This window comes from Hyalangium ruber, assembly GCF_034259325.1.
GTDB lineage: Bacteria > Myxococcota > Myxococcia > Myxococcales > Myxococcaceae > Hyalangium_A > Hyalangium_A rubrum.
In genome coordinates this window covers 21,788-38,178 of the sequence record NZ_JAXIVS010000007.1, presented here as the reverse complement: position 1 = coordinate 38,178, position 16,391 = coordinate 21,788, and the positions used below count along the sequence as shown (strand labels likewise).

Sequence of the window (16,391 nt, the reverse complement as noted above, 5' to 3'; positions counted from 1 at the left end):
CTCAGGCGGCGGTGGCGGCGGGCTTGTTCCGCATGGCCGCCTCCGCCACGCTCTGGGGCTCGTCCGACCAGAAGCGCTTCCACTGCTCGCGCAGCGCCCGGGCGTCCCGGCGCCCCAGGTCGATGAGGATGTCCGCGAAGCCTCCGTCGAAGAGCAGGTAGGAGGCCATGTCCGCCTCGCGGGCCGCCTCGCGCTCCACCAGCTTCAGGATGGTGCGGTGCGCCAGCCCGTTGCCGCTCTTTCGGAACTCGGCCGTCTTCACGTACTCGGCGGCCAGCTCTCCCAAATCCCGCGAGGGCCGCACCAGCAGCTCTCGCACGTAGCGCACCGGCTGGCTGCGGTGCGGAGAGAGCGCCGAGCTGAGCACGTCCGCGAAGCCGGGCCCGTAGGCCGCCGTTCCCGCCTCGAGCGTGGCGTTGAGCCGCCGCAGCCGCCCGAGGTCCTGGTCCGTGCGGTCCGTCATCAACATGTTGAACATCTTGCCCACGAGGAACGGGGCGCTCGCGACGGCCTGCTCACGCTCCTCCTGCATGGCGCCCGTCTGGATGCGCTCCCGGGGCCGCAGTGAGATGACGATGACGCGCTGGGCCCCCAGCCGCAGCGCGGGGCTGATCGGCACGTTGAGCCGCACGAACCCGTCGATGTGGAGCTGTCCCCGAATCCTCACCGCGGGGAAGATGACCGGGATGGCCGCCGAGGCCAGCGCGTGGTTGGGGCCGATGCGCGTGGCGATCGCCCGGTATTCGGGATCGTCACTCCACTGGGGGATTCCGCCGCCGCGCCGCTGGATGAAGACCCGGGCGCCGCCGGTGCCCACGTGCGTGGCGCTGACGGCCAGCGCCTCCAGGTGGCCCTTGCGCAGGTTGCGGCCGACGTTCAGCCAGGGAATGCCTCGGCCCACCAGGTAGCGCAGCCCCCGGGGGTCCACCAGCCCGCCATATTGGATGTCGCGCTCGTGCGGAGCCGGCTTGCTCATCGCCTCGCGCAGGAGGCGGAAGATGTCTCCGAAGCTGCAGCGGAGCACCTCCTCCACCTTCATCGTGGTCCAGTGCTGGATGAGGCCCTGGGCTTGCTCCCGGGGCCGATCGCACGTGGCCGCCAGATAGCAGGCGTGCATGGCACCCACCGAGGTGCCGGCGAGGATGTCCAGCTTCAGCTCACGGCCGAACTCTGGCTCGAACTCCTCGCGCAGGTAGGAGATGACTCCCGCTTCGTAGGCACCGCGTGCGGCGCCACCGCCGAGCACCAGCCCTGTCTTCAGCCCACTCGTCATCGCCGAGACCCTCGTGGGCGGAGTCTACGGCGGGTGCGGGCAGGACCGGGAGAGCCCCCCTGGCAGGTTGGCTGCTTCCTCCTCGCTTCGGGGCTCCCCACCTCCGCGAAGGGGAGGGGAGCTCTTGACAGGCGAAGGGGAGGAGCCCGGCTTACGGCGCGGGAGCCGCCGCCGTCGAACCCTCGGCGGGCGCAGCGGCCGCGGCCGCGGCGGCAGCAGCCTCGGCGGCTGCCTTCTCCGCCGCCGCCTTCTCCGCCGCCACCTTCGCGGCCTCCTCGGCGCGCTTCTTCACCTCGGCCTCGGCCGCCGTCTTCATGCTGGCCAGGCCCTTCTCGAAGTCCTTGCCGACCATCTCGTCCATGTTCACGAACACCGAGAAGGCCTTGCTCATGAAGTTGTTCTCGCCCTCCATCTGCCAGGTCACCGAGACGCCCTCACCCTCCGGCTTGAAGTGGAAGGTCGTGGTGTTGGTGGCCTCGAAGGGCTTGATGAACTCCAGCTTGATGCGGACGAGCTCGTTGGGCTTGCTCTCCTCGATCGTCATCCGGCCCTCGCCCACGTCGTCGTTGCCGACCCAGGAGTATTTCGCGCCGGTGCCCGCGGGCGCCCCGTCGAAGGCGGTCTTCTGGTTCGGGTCCAACTTGTCCCAGGGAGACCACTGGTTCCAGTAGTGGAAGTCGTTCACCAGCGCGAAGGCGACCTCCGGCGGAGCCGGAATCGTCGCGGTGCGCTGCAGGCTGAAGTGCGCGGGGCGGGAGGCGATGTAGCCCGCCAGCGCCACCACGGCGACGACGAGGCCCAGGAGGATCTTCTTGAGCATGGGGGTTTCCTTGTGTGAAGCGGTGCAACGCGAGAAGCGGGGGCGTTCTATGGTGCGGACCGCCTCGCTCGCAAGTGGGGGTCCTGCTTGCGGTCCCAAGGACTTCACGCGGAGTTATGACCCGGTGGGTCCCAATAGACACAGCCTACCCAGGAAATCCATGCCAGCCCTGAGTCACCTCTTCATCCACCCCCTCAAGTCCACGCGCGGACTGTCGCTGACGCGGGCCACCGTCGAGCCTATGGGGCTGGAGAATGACCGTCGGTGGATGCTGGTCCGATCCGATGGTTCGTTCATCACCGGGCGTGAAAATCCCTCGCTGGTGCTCGTAAGCGCCGTGCCCTCCGAACGAGGGCTGCGCGTGTCCGCACCGGGGCATCCGGACCTGGAGGTACCCGTTCCCCCGGCCGATGCGCCGCGCCTGGAGATCACCATCTGGAAGGACCAGTGCTCGGCGCCGCAGGCCGGGCAGGAGGCGGACCGCTGGTTCTCCCGCTACCTCGGTGAGCCGACCCATCTGGTGTTCGTCGATGCCCGGATGGAGCGCCCGGTGGATCCTCACTACGCGGCGCCCGGGGACCGGGTGGGCTTCACGGATGGCTTCCCGCTGCTGTTGGTGGGCCAGGCCTCGCTGGAGGAACTGAATCGGCGCCTGCCTCGCCCCATCACGATGGAGCACTTCCGCCCCAACCTCGTGGTGGAGGGCAGCGAGCCGTTCGCGGAGGACTCCTGGAAGCGGCTGCGCGTGGGAGAGGTCGAGCTGGAGGTGGTCAAGCCGTGCGCGCGGTGCGTCTTCACCACGGTGGATCCGCGCACGGGGCAGAAGGCCGCGGACGGAGAGCCGCTGCGCACGCTCGCTACGTTCCGCCGCAGCGAGGGCAAGGTGATGTTCGGCCAGAACGTCCTGGTGCGCCGTCCGGGGACGCTCCAGGTGGGCGACCCGGTGCAGGTGCTGGAGTAGGGCCCTTCACGCCGTCGGGCGGACGGAGGCTTCCCGCTCGGACGCGGGCTCCAGCTCGAGCAGCACGGGGGCGCGCAGGCCGACTGGCAGCAGCCGGCACGTCGACACGTTGAGGAAGCGCGTGGGCACACCCGGCAGCGAGTACTCGCCCCGGGCCTCATGGATGTGGCCGAAGACGTGGACCCGGGGCGGCACCTCGCGGATCCGGGCCAGGAGCTCGGCACAGCCCACGGAGGACTTCAAGAAGGTGCGATCGCCGAGCCCCAGTGGAGGGCCGTGCGTGACGAGCACATCGAGCCCCGCGGGGATTCGCTCCCAGTGCGCGCGCAGGGTCTCGCCTCGGTCGCGGTTGAAGGCCATGCCCCGATACCAGGGCGTCACCGGAGAGCCCCAGATGCGCAGCCCTCCGACGTGGACCTCCTCCTCTTGGAGGTAGTGGACGCCGGCCTCGCGGGCGAGGCGCCGCGCCAGGGCGGGCTCGCGCTCGCACACGAAGTCGTGATTGCCGGCGATGAAGAGCTTCGTCGGGGCGGACTGGGAGGCGAACCAGGCGAGGAACCCCTCCAGCTCCTCGCGGGTCCCTCGCCGCGAGAAGTCTCCCGCGTGAATGAGCACCTCGCACGCGGGCACCGTGAGCGCCGCGTGCTTCATGTGTGTGTCGGAGATGAGCGCCAGCCGCATGCGCCGCGGCTACTTCTTCTTCTGCGCCCAGACGCGCTTGATCCAGGCCTCGACGTCCTTGGCCGTGCGCGGAATGGCCTCCGAGAGGACCTTGCAGCCCTTGGCTGTCACCACCACGTCGTCCTCGATGCGCACGCCGATGCCCCGGTAGCGCGCCGGCACCGTGAGGTCATCCGTCTGGAAGTACAGGCCCGGCTCCACGGTGAGCACCATGCCCGCCTTGAGCTTGCCGTACTTGTACGCCTCCTGCCGCGCCTGGGCGCAGTCGTGTACGTCCAGGCCCAGCATGTGGCTGACGTTGTGCAGCGAGTAGCGCTTGTAGAACTGGTGCTCGTCCTTCAGCGCCTCCTCGGCGCTCGGGAGCACGCCGAGCCGCTGAAGGCCCTCGGCCAGCACGCGCATGGCCACGCGGTTGGGCTCCATGAAGTCGTTGCCCGGCTTCACGGCCTTGATGGCCTGGAGCTGCGCCTCCAGCACCAGCTCGTAGATCTCCTTCTGCTCCTTGGAGAACTTGCCGGACACCGGCAGCGTGCGGGTGATGTCGGCCGTGTAGAGGCTGTTGCCCTCCACGCCCGCGTCCAGCAGCAGCAGGTCGCCCTTCTTCACCGGGCCGTCATTGCGCGTCCAGTGCAGCACGCAGGCATGGGAGCCGCTGGCGGCGATGGTGCCGTAGCCGACGTCATTGCCCTCCACGCGCGCGCGGAGGTTGAAGATGCCCTCCACGGTGCGCTCGGTCTTGGCCGTCTTCAGCGAGGCGATGACGTCCTCGAAGCCGCGCTGCGTGGAGTCGATGGCGGCCTGCAGCTCGCGCAGCTCCTGGGCGTCCTTGAGCAGGCGCATCTCCGAGAGCGCCACGGCGAGCGCCTTGTCCCGCTCGGCCTGGGCCGGCAGCACCTCGTCCACCTTGGGCGAGAAGCCGCGCAGCACGCGCGTGGGCCGGGACACCGCGCCGTGCAGGCCGGAGAGGAAGTCCTTGAGCTCAGGCAGCCCGCGCGCCTCGTCCACGCCGAAGCGGGCCTTGCTCTCCGGTACGCCCAGGCGCGGGCCGACCCACAGCTCGCCCTTCACACGGTCGGTGAAGAAGGTGGCGTCGCTGCGGCCCGGGTTGGGCTCCACGAAGAGGATGTCCGTGTGGCCCCCGCCCTCCTTGGGCTGGAGCACCAGCACGCAGTCCGGCTCGGTGTTGCCGGTGAGGTAGTAGAAGTCCGTGCCCGGGCGGAAGCGGTAGTAGGTGTCGTTGGCGCGCACCTTCTCGTGGCCGGTGGGGATGACGAGCGTCTCGCCGGGGAAGAGCTGGGAGAGGGCCCGGCGGCGCTTGAGGAAGGAGTCCGCGTACTTGAGCTTGGGCGGCAGCTTGCGAGTGACCGGCTTCCAGCGCTTCACCATGAAGTCGAGCAGCGCTGGAGGCGGCACGGTGTCGTGGCTGGCGGGCTTGGCCTGCGGCTCGGAGGTGACGGGCTGGGCGGCAGCGGCTTGGGGCTGGGTCGTCATGGCGCAACTCTTCAACAACCGTGCGAGCGGCTTCAAGTCCGGAGAGACGAGGTGTTGTCTCGCAGAAGGGCCACCTGGCCCAGGAGGACCGGTACCGCCGTCTCCACGCGGAGGATGCGCGGGCCCAGGGTGAAGGGGTGGAAGCCGTGCGCGGCGAGCAGCTCGGCCTCGAAGGGGACCCAGCCTCCGTCGGGCCCGATGGCCAGCACCACCCGGGGCGCCCTCTCCACGCCCGTGGTGGTGAGGGGCTGGCGCGCGGGCGGATGGGGGAGCAGCCGCAGTGCGTCACGCCCGAAGAGGGTGTCCAGCTCGTCCTCGATGAAGGGGCGGAAGCGCTCGCGCACATGGACCTCGGGCAGGCGGGTGTCGCGGGCCTGCTCCAGGCCCTGGAGGAGCAGTTCCTGGACGAAGGCGGGGGCGAGGACCTTGGAGTCGAAGTAGCTCTTCTCCACGCGGGCGGCGTTGACGAGCACTACCCGGTCCACGCCCAGGGAGGCCACCGCGGGCAGCACCTTCTTGAGGGCCTTGGGGCGGGGGATGGCCAGCAGCAGGTCCACCCCGGCGCGCTCGGGCGGGGGCTCGGTGAGGGAGACGCGCAGGCGGAGGGTGTCCGCGGTGTTCTCCAGCACCTCGCCGGTGCCGACGAGGCCTCCGAGGCGCCCCACGCGCAGCGTTTCTCCGGGCTCGGCGCGCAGCACCTCCCGGGCGTGTTGGGCGCGGCGCCCGGTGAGGCGGGCGGTGCCATCGGGTAGGAAGTCCTCGTCGAAGAGCAGGAGCAGGTTCACGTGGGGTTCTCGTGGGTTGCCAGTCGCGCGGCGGGAGGTTATTCCTTCCTCCCGTGCGATGGCTCTTGGGGAGTCATCGCGCCCGGACGAGGCGCGCCGTACCCGGTCACGACAAGACGACGCTTACAGGGAGCGTGTGTCATGCCGTGGGTTCTTCTCCTTATTGCAGGGCTGCTCGAGGTCTGCTGGGCCATTGGGCTCAAGTACACCGAGGGCTTCACCCGTCCCTTGCCCAGCATCCTGACGGCCATTGCCCTCATCGCCAGCATGGCGTTGTTGTCGTGGGCGGCTCGGAGCCTGCCGATTGGCACGGCCTACGCCGTGTGGGTGGGCATTGGGGCGCTGGGCGCGGCCATTCTGGGCATCGTGCTCTTCCGCGAGCCGGTCAGCCCGATGCGAATCGTGTTCCTGGGGATGCTCCTCGTCGCCATCGTCGGCCTGAAGGTCACCGGAGGCGGGGAGCACTGAGCGCAAGTTCGCGTCAGAACTGCTCACGCGCTTGGGCCAGGCTGTACTCCTGGTGGGTGGAGGCGACGGGCCCCGTCTTCTCCACCAGCCAGCCGGGGGCACCGTCCGGCAGGTAGAAGTCCTCCTCGAAGGGGGACAGGCCGAGGTGGTGCAGGTACTCCTTGAGCATGTCGAAGGTGAAGCGGTCCCTGGCGCGGCGCGCCTGGTACCGCTCCACCTTCTCGAAGGGGAAGGGCTCTCCAGATTCATCGAAGACCCAGCGCCCGCCATCGTTTGCTGCATGGAGAGTCCGGACATAGTTGAGCCAGTCCGTTCGGTGTGGGCCGTACATCTCGAACATCACGGCGCCATAGCGGCCTTGGTTCTTGCTTAGGGTATGGGGCACTGCGACGACACGCAGGCCCCGGCAGCCCAGTGCTTCGGCCATATAGGACATGGCGCTCGCGGCGTCGGTCCCCCGCCATCCGTTGTCGATGTAGGCGGTCCACGGGCTGCGGGTCGGCATGAGGAGGTGCCGTCGCTTCTCGGGAGTGGTCAGGGGTAGCAGGGAGGAGAGGACCTGCTCGAGAGAGCCCGAAGCCGGGTGTACCTGCACGGCAATGCCACGGGGTGTCAGCAGCCCTGCTTGCCACGCGGCGAAAGCACGCGCGGCGTGCGCTGCACTGGTTTCCAGAAAGCCCATCTCCGAAGTGATAGGGGCCCAGCGGTCATCCAGGAGGAGCCCTTTCATGTCTTCGGCCATTATGTACGCCTCGTCCTTCAGGGCACGATCAGGAGGATGACCTCCGTATCCGGGTCGTTGGAGGTGATGCGCGACTGGTGACCAGGGCCACGATTCGAGGTGGGCGTCTCGTACTCCACGTGGTAGCGACGACCGTTATAGTCGAACTGCAGATCCGGTCGATTGGTTCCCATGCGTTGGCCGTTGTCCACCTTGAGCTGCTGTTGGTTCACGCGGATGTTTGTGGCGCCGATGTCCCGCAGATAGCGGATGTCCGCTTGGAGCTGCGCGTTCTGGGTAGGGCTGAAGCCGATGGGACGGTTTGTTGGCAACTGCTGAGGCACTTTCGGGCTGACTCCGACATCCTGAGGCAAGCGCGGACCAGGAGTCATCGGTGGCGTGGGGTTGTTGCCAGTCAGCGTTTGGACCAGTCCAGGCGAGGGCGGAAGTGTGTGTGTCGCGGAGTTCTGTGCCGGCGGTCGCGGCTCCAGAGTTTGCCCCCCCTGACCTTGGCGCCGAGGGAGCGGATGGACTGCTGGCTCCGGGTTCACCCGCACCACACGCGAGAAGACGCCCTGCAGAACCTTGGTGCCTGTAAGGCTCACCAGCAGCACCTTCAAGTCGCGCTGCATCGTCTCCGCCAGCTGCTGGCGAACCTCAAGCATCGCCTGGGCAGTGCGCGGGGTAGTAGCCGGAGAGAAGAGAGTGGGCGCAATGAGTGCGCCTCCCGCCCCACGGTAATAGGCGTACGCCTTGTGCCCTGTGCTGGTGGGATGGGCCGCAAGGTCCTCCAGAGCCGTGTCTCGGTCCGAATGGACGGAGACGCTCAGTGGCTCCGCGCTCGTGATTCCCAAGTCGACATGAGCCTCAGGGACAAGCACAGGCAGAGGCAGCCCCTCGCAGTAAAGGAGATAGCCTCCGGCGGTGATGCCAAAGCCCACGGCCGTCACGCGCAGATCGATGAAGTCTCGATGTGTCCGTGGGTCGGCTGTGCCTGGAGTGACGCGGGGCAGGATGACGCCGCGGCGGTGCAGAGCACCCGCCTGCTGAGGCGTGGGGACCTCGAAGTCGACATCGACAGCAGACTGCCCGGCACTCGCGGCTGCCGGAGAGTCATAAGCTAGTCCAGCGCCGCTCTGCCCATACCATTGCGGCCCCGCCAGGGAGGGCTTTGCGGCACAGCCGGTCAGAAGCAGCAGGAGCGCCAGACCGCTTAGCCGATGGAGCCGCTGCGCCTTTCGATGACAACAGGCTACAAGGTGCATGTGGGATTCCTCGTCTGGAGTGCGGGGGAGCCACGATGCAGGACCGCCGTGAACCTCTAAAGGATTCAAGAGGTTGAGCGGCGAGCGGGCGTGCAGCGGGTCGGTAGGCCGGGGTCATCTCCAGCGGCTTGCGGGGCGATGCCGGGTGCCGTAAAGCACGGAGCGTGCGTCCCCTTTGCCTGCGCTGTCGTCGTCCCGAGTCCACGTGCTACTGCGCGCGGCTGCCCCGCCTCGAGACCCGCATGCGCGTCGTCTTCCTCCAGCACCCCCGGGAGCGCCGGGTCGCCATCGGCACCGCGCGCATGGCCCACCTGTCCTTGCCCAACTCCGAGCTGCACCTGGGCGTGGATTTCACCGGCCACTCCCGCATTGAAGCGCTCGCCGCCAGCCCCCAGCGCGTGGCGGTGCTCTTCCCCGGCGAAGGGGCCATGACGCTGGAACAGGCCAAGGCGAATCCTCCCGAGGCGCTCATCGTCGTCGATGGGACGTGGCCCCTGGCCAAGAAGGTCGTCAAGACCAACCCCATGCTCGCGGGGCTGCCGCGCATCGGCTTCACCCCGAGCCGGCCGAGCAACTACCGCATCCGCGCCGAGCCGGCCGAGCACTGCGTCTCCACCATCGAGGCGGTCGTGGAGGTGCTCGGCGCGCTGGAGGGCGGAGACCCCAAGCGCTTCGACGCCATGCTGAACCCCTTCGAGTTCATGGTGGACACGCAGCTCGACAGCCAGTCCACCCGAGAGGATCCGCCGCGCCGTCGCATCTACAAGGCGCCGTGGCAGCCCCCGCTGGAGCTGCGCTCGCTCGCCGAGGACCTCCCCCGGCTCGTCCTCCTATACGCCGAGGCCAATGCCCACCCGCTGGAGGCGGGCCTGGAGCCGGAACTGGTCCACCTGGTGGCCTGCCGCCCGGCCACGGGAGAGCGCTTCGAGGCCATTCTCGCGCCCCGCCAGCCGCTCGCACGAAGCACGCCCCTACACACCGAGCTGGAGGAGAGCGTCCTGCGCGCGGGCGAGGACCGCGACACGGCGCTCGCCCGCTTCGAGGCGTTCCTGGGCCAGGACGCGGTGCTCGCGGTGTGGACCACCTATGCGCTGGACCTGCTGTGGCGCGACGGAGTCACCCGGAGGCCCGCGACGAACATCCGCATGGCGACGGCCCGGGCCCTCAAGGGCAAGGCGGGTGGGGTGGAGCAGGCCGTGTCCCTGCTGGGCACCGAGCCTCCCGCGCTCTGGGCTCCCGGACGTGCCGGCCGACGCATCCAGGCCCTGGAGGCCGTGGCGCGCGAGCTCATCCGGCGCGGGCAGGCCACCCAGCCGCCGGTCCGGAACTGAAGCGGAACCTCAGACGCGCTGGCCGCTGCCCAGGCCCGGGCTGAACGTCGTCGAGCCCACGCGCCAGGGAACCGACAGCCCGCGCAGCCACAGTCCCAGGCGGGAGATGAAGTAGGTGACGGCGAGCAACCCCACGCCGACGAGGAGCGCCAGATCGAGCCCCAGCGTGGGCCCCACGCGCTCGATGAGCCCTGGGGTGCCCGCCCAGCCGTACACCACGGGGAGGTGCAGCACGTAGACGCCGAGTGACAGCCGCCCGAGCGGGGAGAAGAGCCGCGCCAGCCACTGGGGCACGAGGTTCATCGCCGCCAGCACCAGCAGGCCCTGGCCCGAGCGGAGCACCACGACCCATACGCTGGTAGGGCTCCACTCCTCGGTGAAGAGGTGCGTCAGGCCGAGCAGTCCTCCGCCCAGCAGCGCCAGCATGACGCCCTGGGGCCAGCCCGGACGCAGCAGCCGCAGCAGGTGGGCCGCCAGCGCGCCGATGAAGAAGAAGCCCGCCCACGGGAAGAGGGGGAACGGGCTGCCCTGCGCACCGAGGGCATGGTGCAGCACGGTGGGCATGCCCAGGCTCATGCCCCATAGCAGCGCGCTGCCCAGGGGAATGCCCACCGCCAACGCCGCGAGCGCGGCGGCCCGAGACCAGGTGCCCGGGGTGAGTGCCAGCACGGTGGCGCCCAGCAGCAGGCTGACGCCGATGCACTGCAGCGCGTCGAAGGAGAAGAACTGGACCCGCAGCGCCTGGCTCCAGCCTTGCGCGTGCAGGGCCTCCCAGCCGGGCCAGTGCAGCAGATAGCCGAGGAAGAGCAGCAGCAGCGCGCGTCGGACCCGGCGGCCGTAGGTACTCTTCGCCGCGCCGGGGCGGTTGTCGAGCGCGGCCACCACCGCCCAGCCGCTCACCAGCAGGAACAGGGGCGCGGTGATGCCTCGCAGGCTCCAGTAGTACTGCACCCACGGGTGTTCGCGGGTGGCGGGCGCCAGGAGGGCATCCAACGTATGGCCCAGCACCATCGCCATCACGGCGAAGCCCCGCGCACCATCCAGGGCGGGGTGGCGAGGGGGCCGCAGGTTGAAGGAGTCCGAAAGTTGCAAGCGCCGCGGAGCATACGTGGAGAGTCGGGGCCCGTCTCGAAAACGCCAGGCGTGCGGCCGGATGACCGATGCCGCCTCGCTCCCGGCATGACGGGGTGTATGGGCCAGTGCTACAGCACGGGGCCATGCGTATCCGTGCCCGCGGCCGCCTCGCCTTGCTCGTCCTGCTGCTCTCCAGCCCCGCCGCCCTGGGCGCGCCGCCGAGGGATGACTGGTTCTCCGCGGACAAGCGCAACCACTTCCTGATCAGCATGGGCCTCGCGGGCGTGGGCTACGGCGCGGGCGCGGCGCTCTCCGAGGAGCGGCCGGTGCGCTGGCTGACGGGAGCGGGGCTCTCGCTCGGCGTAGGGCTCGGCAAGGAGCTCCATGACCGTTCGCAGGGGCGCCTCTTCTCGGTCAAGGACCTGGCCTGGGACGCGGCGGGGGCGGCGGTGGGGCTCGGCCTGGCGTGGCTCATCGACAGCCTGCTCAGCGAGCGGGCGCCGAGGGCCGTCCAGCAGAGGCGGGGCGGTGCTGATGGAGGGTGGAAGCCCGGGCCATGCCCTCCGAGAACACAGGGCACAAGCGAGGCCGTCACCCTGTTACTCTGTGTCGCCCGTTGATTGGCGCCGTGGGAGGCTCGCAATGAAGGACCGGACTTGGCTCAGGCTCACTCCAGGGCGCACCGCGCTGCTGGCGATGGGTGCGCTTGCCCTGAACGGTTGTTCCAACCCTCCCACCGAGGCTCCCCCCGCGAAGCCCGCCGTGGTGGCCGCCGCGCCCGCTGCGCCCGAAGTCCCCGCCGCACCCGCCGAGCCCAAGCCCGTGGACCCCGCCAAGCTGTTGGCCCCCTTCAAGCTGGCGCCCGTGAAGGACGCGCCCCAGGTCCAGGACACCGAGGTCCGCATCGCCCTCGGGCGGATGCTCTTCCACGACCCGCGGCTCTCCAAGAACCACGACATCTCCTGCAACACCTGCCACAACCTGGCCACCTTCGGCGTGGACAACAAGGCGCTGTCGGACGGGCACCGCGGGCAGAAGGGCACGCGCAACTCGCCCACCGTCTACAACGCCGCGAACCACGTGGCCCAGTTCTGGGACGGGCGCGCGCCCACGCTGGAGGTGCAGGCCGAGGGCCCCATCTTCAACCCCGTGGAGATGGCCATGCCGGACGACAAGCGGCTGGTGGCCACGCTCAACTCCATTCCGCAGTACGTGAAGCACTTCAAGCAGGCCTTCCCCGGGGAGAAGAAGCCGGTGACGGCGGGCAACGCGGCGCGGGCCATCGCCGCCTTCGAGCGCCAGCTCACCACCCCCTCGCGCTTCGACCAGTTCCTGGCCGGTGAGCAGGCCGCGCTCACCGAGGCGGAGCGCCGCGGGCTGGAGCTCTTTGTCTCCTCCGGCTGCACCACGTGCCACAACGGGCCGGCGGTGGGCGGCACCTCCTTTCAGAAGCTGGGCCTCATCGAGGAGTGGCCCCACCTGGCCGACAAGGGCCGCTTCGACGTGACGCGCAACGAGGAGGACCAGGCCAAGTTCCGCGTCCCCACTTTGCGCAACGTGGACAAGACCGGGCCCTACCTCCATGACGGCTCCGTGCAGGCGCTGCCGGAGATGGTGCGCCTGATGGCCAAGCACCAGCTCGGCAAGACGCTGAAGGACTCCGAGGTGGAGGACGTGGTGGCCTTTTTGCGCAGCCTCACCGGCGAGCTGCCCCAGCACTACCTCGCCCCGCCCGAGCTGCCGAAGAGCACCCGGAAGACGCCGGAGCCGGACCCCTCGTGATGGCTCGTGCGTACCGCTCTCGCGGGTAGTAAGAGGCGGGCATGAACATCCTGTTCCATGCCCACTCCGGGCTGCGCTACCTCGTGCTGCTCGCGGGCCTGGTGGCCCTGGCGTATTTCCTGTCCGGGCTCGTGGCCAAGCGCCCCTTCGGCAAGGGCGGGCGCGTCATGGGCGCCATCTTCGCCGGGCTGCTCGACTTGCAGATGCTGCTGGGCCTCGTCATGGTGGCCCTGGGCCGCTACTACCCGAGGCTCATCGGACACATCGTGATGATGATCCTGGCCATCGGGGTGACCCACGCGCTGCTGAGCATCAACCGCAAGCGCCCCAACCCCGGCTACCTGTTGCCGGTCATCGCCGTGGCCGCCGCCCTGGTGCTCATCGTCGGCGCCATCATGGCCATTGGCCGTGGCGTCCTCACCCACACCTCGTTGGCCGGCTGAGCCGGCCCCGCGGGCTCAGGCCAGCTGACCCCGCCGGTCGAGGATCTCCATGGCGATGACCGCCAGCGTCTCCTCATCCAGCCGCTCGCGGATGAGCGGGAAGAGGCGCTGCTCCTCCATGGAGAGGTGCTCCTCCACCTGCGACATGAGCTGCCGCCCGCCCAGCGTCAGGTAGGCCGCCAGCTCGCGGTGACGCTCGGGCGTGTCGCGCACGGCGACCCACGCCGGCAGCAGCTCATCCACCGCGCGCTCGAGGTCCTCGTGCTGGCGCGCCATCTCCCACAGGCCCTTGATGACCTCGGGCGGGAGCGTCACGTCGAACAGGCGCGGGGCCAGCGAGTAGTCCTCGTCCTCGGCGTGCATGGGCATGCCCAGGGTGAAGTAGCGGATGATCTGCGAGGCGGCCTCGGACAGCTCCGCGGGCTGTTTGCCGCGGGCCTTGCCCAGCTGGGCGGCGAGCGCGGCGAACTTGCGCATCTGCTGGTGACTCTCCAGCAGCAGCTGAAGCGGGTCCGGGGTGTTCTGGGACTTGGCGGGCGATGGAGGAGGAGAGGACATGCGCATGGCGGTGGGGTTACGACGGCGGGTTGGCAAGAAAGAGCGGGACAGCGAACGGGGCCGCGCCGGCCTCAACATGGGGTGTCGCCCCCATGCGCGGGAAGTGTGATGAGCGGGAGAAGTAAACCGAAGGAAAGAAGGCTTCCTTGGTTTGATTGAAATTCAAGAAAAACGCCTGAAGTGTTCAATACACGAAGAATCTTCCAGGCGCCAGAGGGGAGCGGTTTTTTCAATACGCTTCCCTGAAGGCGTGGCCCGGGCTCGGGGAGAGGACGCGTTGGGAGGAGAAAGCCCCGGTGGATGAGCGTGGGCTGCCGAGGTGCATTCAGGCGCTGCCACATGTCGTCATCTCCCCCCTGCCGGAAGCGCACCCGCGTGTTCTCGCCGGTGCCCTCACGGGGCTGAGACGCATGGTAACGCTCGACGCGGGCTTTCGTCACCTTTCCCGGCTTGTCGTGGACGGCGTGGAGGTCGCGCTCCACCCGCCCGCGAGGCGTCACCCGGGCGCACACCGCGCCCCGCGGGAGTGTCCGCACCGCCGTTCTCCCGAGGAGACTGCGCACGCGATACCTCCCGCGAAGGGGGGTAGCCCAATCCAACAGGTTCGGTCCCGAGGGCGGATGTCGGACGTCGCGCTCCAGGCCGTTGCTTCCTGTAGCAGAGGGGCTGGGGCGTGCCTTCACCTCGAGTGTAGGAGCGTAACGTGCCGGCCCGCGCCTGAACGGGTACGATGGTGTTTGATCAATAACGTCCTGGCGCGGCCCCCACCGCGTTTCTCCCAGTTCAGTGCCGTTGCCCTCTCAGGAAGAGGACGAGACATGACCGAAGTGACACCGCTCACCGGCTCGCCGGCCAGAGCAGCCCGACGCGCGCGTCTGCCGCGCTCCCCGTTCGCCCTGGTGCGCCTGTTGGCGCTCGGCACGTTGTTGACGGGTTCCGCCGCCTCCGCGCAGCTGGAAGGGCTGCCGCAGATCGAGCTGGAGCGCATCACGCTCAACCCCGCGGGCACGGGCTCGCTGCTGCTGGGCACGGGTGAGCTGCTGCAGCGCCGCGGCTATCGCTTCTCCTTCACGGGCCACTACCAGAGTGATCCGCTGGTGGTTCACGAGAACGGCGAGCGGGTGGGAGCGCTGGTGGGCAGTCGGCTGACGGGCCACCTGACGGCGGCGTACGGTCTGTTCAACCGGGTGGAGGTGGCCGCGCAGCTGCCGTTGCTGCTCACCCAGAGCGGCGACGACCTGACGGGACGCGGGCTGCCCAAGCCCGCCTCGGGCCCGGCCCTGGGAACCCCGCACCTCTCGGTGCGCCTGGGGCTGCTGTCCCAGCGTGACGAGAACGCGGTGGACCTGGCCCTCGGCGCGCAGGTGGGCCTGCCCGTGGGCAGCGCCTCGGCGCTGGCGCGGGACAGCTCCGCGCGCATCCTCCCCAGTGTGATGGTGGGCAAGGGCTTTGGCTTCCTGCGCGCCGCGGCGGATGTGGGGGTGATGCTGCGCTCAAGCACCGTGCTCAGCCCCGACGAGAACATCCAGGACGAGGTGGGCACGATGCTGCGGTTGGGCGCGGCGGTGGCCACCACGGGCGAGGGGCTGCGCGGCGAGCTGAACCTCATCGCCGCGGTTCCCTTCAACCGCGAGGGCAGCGCCCTGGAGGTGCTGGCCGGCGCGCGGCTGCCGCTGAACGCCTCGCTGGAAGCCTACGCGCTGGCGGGCATCGGGCTGGGAGAGGCGCCCGGCACACCCATCTTCCGCGGGCTCCTGGGCGTGGCCTATGGAGGTGTGCCGCCCAAGTGCGTGGCGGGCGGCGACCATGCTCCCGAGGAGTGCCCCGAGCTGGATGACGACAACGACGGGGTGCAGAACCGTGACGACACGTGCGTGGCCCAGGGTGGCCGGGTGGATGAGAAGGGCTGCCCGGTGAAGGACTCGGACGGCGATGGAATCGTCGATCCGGACGACCGGTGCCCGGAGGTGCCAGGCCTGAGCGAGTTCCAGGGCTGCCCGGACACGGACAAGGACGGCATCCAGGACTCCGAGGACAAGTGCCCGGCGGTGGCGGGCGTGCGCGAGTTCCAGGGCTGCCCGGACGCGGACAAGGACGGCATCCAGGACTCCGAGGACAAGTGCCCGGCGGTGGCGGGCGTGCGTGAGTTCCAGGGCTGCCCGGACACGGACAAGGACGGCATCCAGGACTCCGAGGACAAGTGCCCGACCGAGCCTGGCATCCGCGAGCTGCAGGGCTGCCCGTCCAAGGACACGGACGGCGACACGCTGCCGGATCACCGCGACAACTGCCCGACCGAGGCGGGCCCTGTCGACAACCAGGGCTGCCCGGTGCAGCAGAAGCAGCTGGTGGAGATCCAGCAGGACCGCATCGAGATCAAGGACAAGGTCTTCTTCGACTCCGGCAAGTCGACGATCCAGCGCCGCAGCTTCAAGCTGCTGGATCAGGTGGCCAAGGTCATCATCGAGCACCCCGAGCTGGAGAAGGTCTGGATCGAGGGCCACACGGACGAGACGGGCACCCTGGACTTCAACCGCGACCTGTCGCAGCGGCGCGCGGACGCGGTGCGCACCTACCTCATCCGCAAGGGCGTGGCGCCCGCGCGGCTGGAGGCGAGGGGCCTCGGCAAGGATCGTCCCGTCGCGTCGAACACCACGGAGCAGGGCCGGGCGGCCAACCGCCGGGTCGAGTTCCTCACCACGCCCCGCGAGGGCGAAGAGCAGCGCTAACCGCGGGGA

At 69.4% G+C, this 16,391-nt stretch carries 16 protein-coding genes and 1 riboswitch; of the genes, 7 read left to right on the top strand and 9 right to left on the bottom strand.

The annotated features are described in order from the left end of the window. Position 1: 1 nt before the first annotated feature. Both SYV04_RS20700 and SYV04_RS20695 read right to left on the bottom strand, forming a co-directional pair. A complete protein-coding gene (locus tag SYV04_RS20700; RefSeq protein ID WP_321547584.1) occupies positions 2-1,273 on the bottom strand; it encodes a patatin-like phospholipase family protein in 1,272 nt (423 codons plus the stop codon). Positions 1,274-1,424: 151 nt separating this feature from the next. Then, a complete protein-coding gene (locus SYV04_RS20695; RefSeq protein ID WP_321547583.1) occupies positions 1,425-2,093 on the bottom strand; it encodes an SRPBCC family protein in 669 nt (222 codons plus the stop codon). Positions 2,094-2,253: 160 nt separating this feature from the next. Here SYV04_RS20695 and SYV04_RS20690 point away from each other — a divergent pair, with 160 nt between their 5' ends. Next, positions 2,254-3,054 (top strand): MOSC domain-containing protein, encoded by an 801-nt coding sequence (locus tag SYV04_RS20690; RefSeq protein WP_321547582.1) that lies wholly within the window; start codon positions 2,254-2,256, stop codon positions 3,052-3,054. 6 nt (positions 3,055-3,060) lie between these two features. Here SYV04_RS20690 and SYV04_RS20685 read toward each other — a convergent pair whose 3' ends face one another. The 3 genes from SYV04_RS20685 to SYV04_RS20675 are packed head-to-tail and all read right to left on the bottom strand — an operon-like array spanning position 3,061 to position 6,011. Further along, positions 3,061-3,735, bottom strand: coding sequence for a metallophosphatase domain-containing protein (locus SYV04_RS20685; protein ID WP_321547581.1), 675 nt, complete (start codon positions 3,733-3,735; stop codon positions 3,061-3,063). 9 nt (positions 3,736-3,744) lie between these two features. After that, the gene (locus SYV04_RS20680; protein ID WP_321547580.1) at positions 3,745-5,226 is read right to left on the bottom strand and encodes an aminopeptidase P family protein; all 1,482 of its coding nucleotides are present in this window, start codon (positions 5,224-5,226) and stop codon (positions 3,745-3,747) included. Positions 5,227-5,258: 32 nt separating this feature from the next. Then, positions 5,259-6,011, bottom strand: a complete 753-nt coding sequence (locus SYV04_RS20675; protein WP_321547579.1) for a 16S rRNA (uracil(1498)-N(3))-methyltransferase — start codon at positions 6,009-6,011, stop codon at positions 5,259-5,261. Positions 6,012-6,066: 55 nt separating this feature from the next. Next, positions 6,067-6,137: riboswitch (guanidine-III (ykkC-III) riboswitch) on the top strand. Positions 6,138-6,152: 15 nt separating this feature from the next. On the opposite strand from SYV04_RS20675, the gene sugE reads away from it, so the two are divergent. Continuing rightward, positions 6,153-6,479, top strand: a complete 327-nt coding sequence (sugE, locus tag SYV04_RS20670; protein ID WP_321547578.1) for a quaternary ammonium compound efflux SMR transporter SugE — start codon at positions 6,153-6,155, stop codon at positions 6,477-6,479. A gap of 13 nt (positions 6,480-6,492) precedes the next feature. Here the strand turns inward: sugE and SYV04_RS20665 are convergent, their stop codons facing one another. Together SYV04_RS20665 and SYV04_RS20660 are read right to left on the bottom strand one after the other, a co-directional pair. After that, positions 6,493-6,984: a hypothetical protein gene (locus SYV04_RS20665; RefSeq protein WP_321547577.1), complete on the bottom strand. Its 492-nt coding sequence runs from the start codon at positions 6,982-6,984 to the stop codon at positions 6,493-6,495. A gap of 254 nt (positions 6,985-7,238) precedes the next feature. Then, complete coding sequence (locus tag SYV04_RS20660; RefSeq protein WP_321547576.1) at positions 7,239-7,532, bottom strand: hypothetical protein; 294 nt, start codon at positions 7,530-7,532, stop codon at positions 7,239-7,241. A gap of 1,097 nt (positions 7,533-8,629) precedes the next feature. Here SYV04_RS20660 and SYV04_RS20655 point away from each other — a divergent pair. Continuing rightward, positions 8,630-9,796: a tRNA-uridine aminocarboxypropyltransferase gene (locus SYV04_RS20655; protein ID WP_321547575.1), complete on the top strand. Its 1,167-nt coding sequence runs from the start codon at positions 8,630-8,632 to the stop codon at positions 9,794-9,796. A gap of 9 nt (positions 9,797-9,805) precedes the next feature. On the opposite strand, the gene SYV04_RS20650 is transcribed toward SYV04_RS20655, so the two are convergent. Then, on the bottom strand, positions 9,806-10,888 hold the full coding sequence (locus tag SYV04_RS20650; RefSeq protein ID WP_321547574.1) for an acyltransferase family protein: 1,083 nt from the start codon (positions 10,886-10,888) through the stop codon (positions 9,806-9,808). A gap of 125 nt (positions 10,889-11,013) precedes the next feature. Here SYV04_RS20650 and SYV04_RS20645 point away from each other — a divergent pair, with 125 nt between their 5' ends. From SYV04_RS20645 to SYV04_RS20635, 3 genes are read left to right on the top strand one after another with little or no spacing between them, the layout of a single operon-like run. Then, entirely contained in the window at positions 11,014-11,490 is a 477-nt protein-coding gene (locus tag SYV04_RS20645) for a hypothetical protein (RefSeq protein ID WP_321547573.1), read from the top strand. Between the two features lie 22 nt (positions 11,491-11,512). Then, positions 11,513-12,652, top strand: coding sequence for a cytochrome-c peroxidase (locus SYV04_RS20640; RefSeq protein ID WP_321547572.1), 1,140 nt, complete (start codon positions 11,513-11,515; stop codon positions 12,650-12,652). A 41-nt stretch (positions 12,653-12,693) separates the two neighbouring features. Next, positions 12,694-13,095, top strand: a complete 402-nt coding sequence (locus SYV04_RS20635) for a hypothetical protein (RefSeq protein WP_321547571.1) — start codon at positions 12,694-12,696, stop codon at positions 13,093-13,095. A gap of 15 nt (positions 13,096-13,110) precedes the next feature. On the opposite strand, the gene SYV04_RS20630 is transcribed toward SYV04_RS20635, so the two are convergent. Continuing rightward, the gene (locus SYV04_RS20630; RefSeq protein ID WP_321547570.1) at positions 13,111-13,659 is read right to left on the bottom strand and encodes a hemerythrin domain-containing protein; all 549 of its coding nucleotides are present in this window, start codon (positions 13,657-13,659) and stop codon (positions 13,111-13,113) included. 812 nt (positions 13,660-14,471) lie between these two features. Here SYV04_RS20630 and SYV04_RS20625 point away from each other — a divergent pair. Continuing rightward, positions 14,472-16,382, top strand: a complete 1,911-nt coding sequence (locus SYV04_RS20625) for an OmpA family protein (protein WP_321547569.1) — start codon at positions 14,472-14,474, stop codon at positions 16,380-16,382. Positions 16,383-16,391 lie beyond the last annotated feature (9 nt).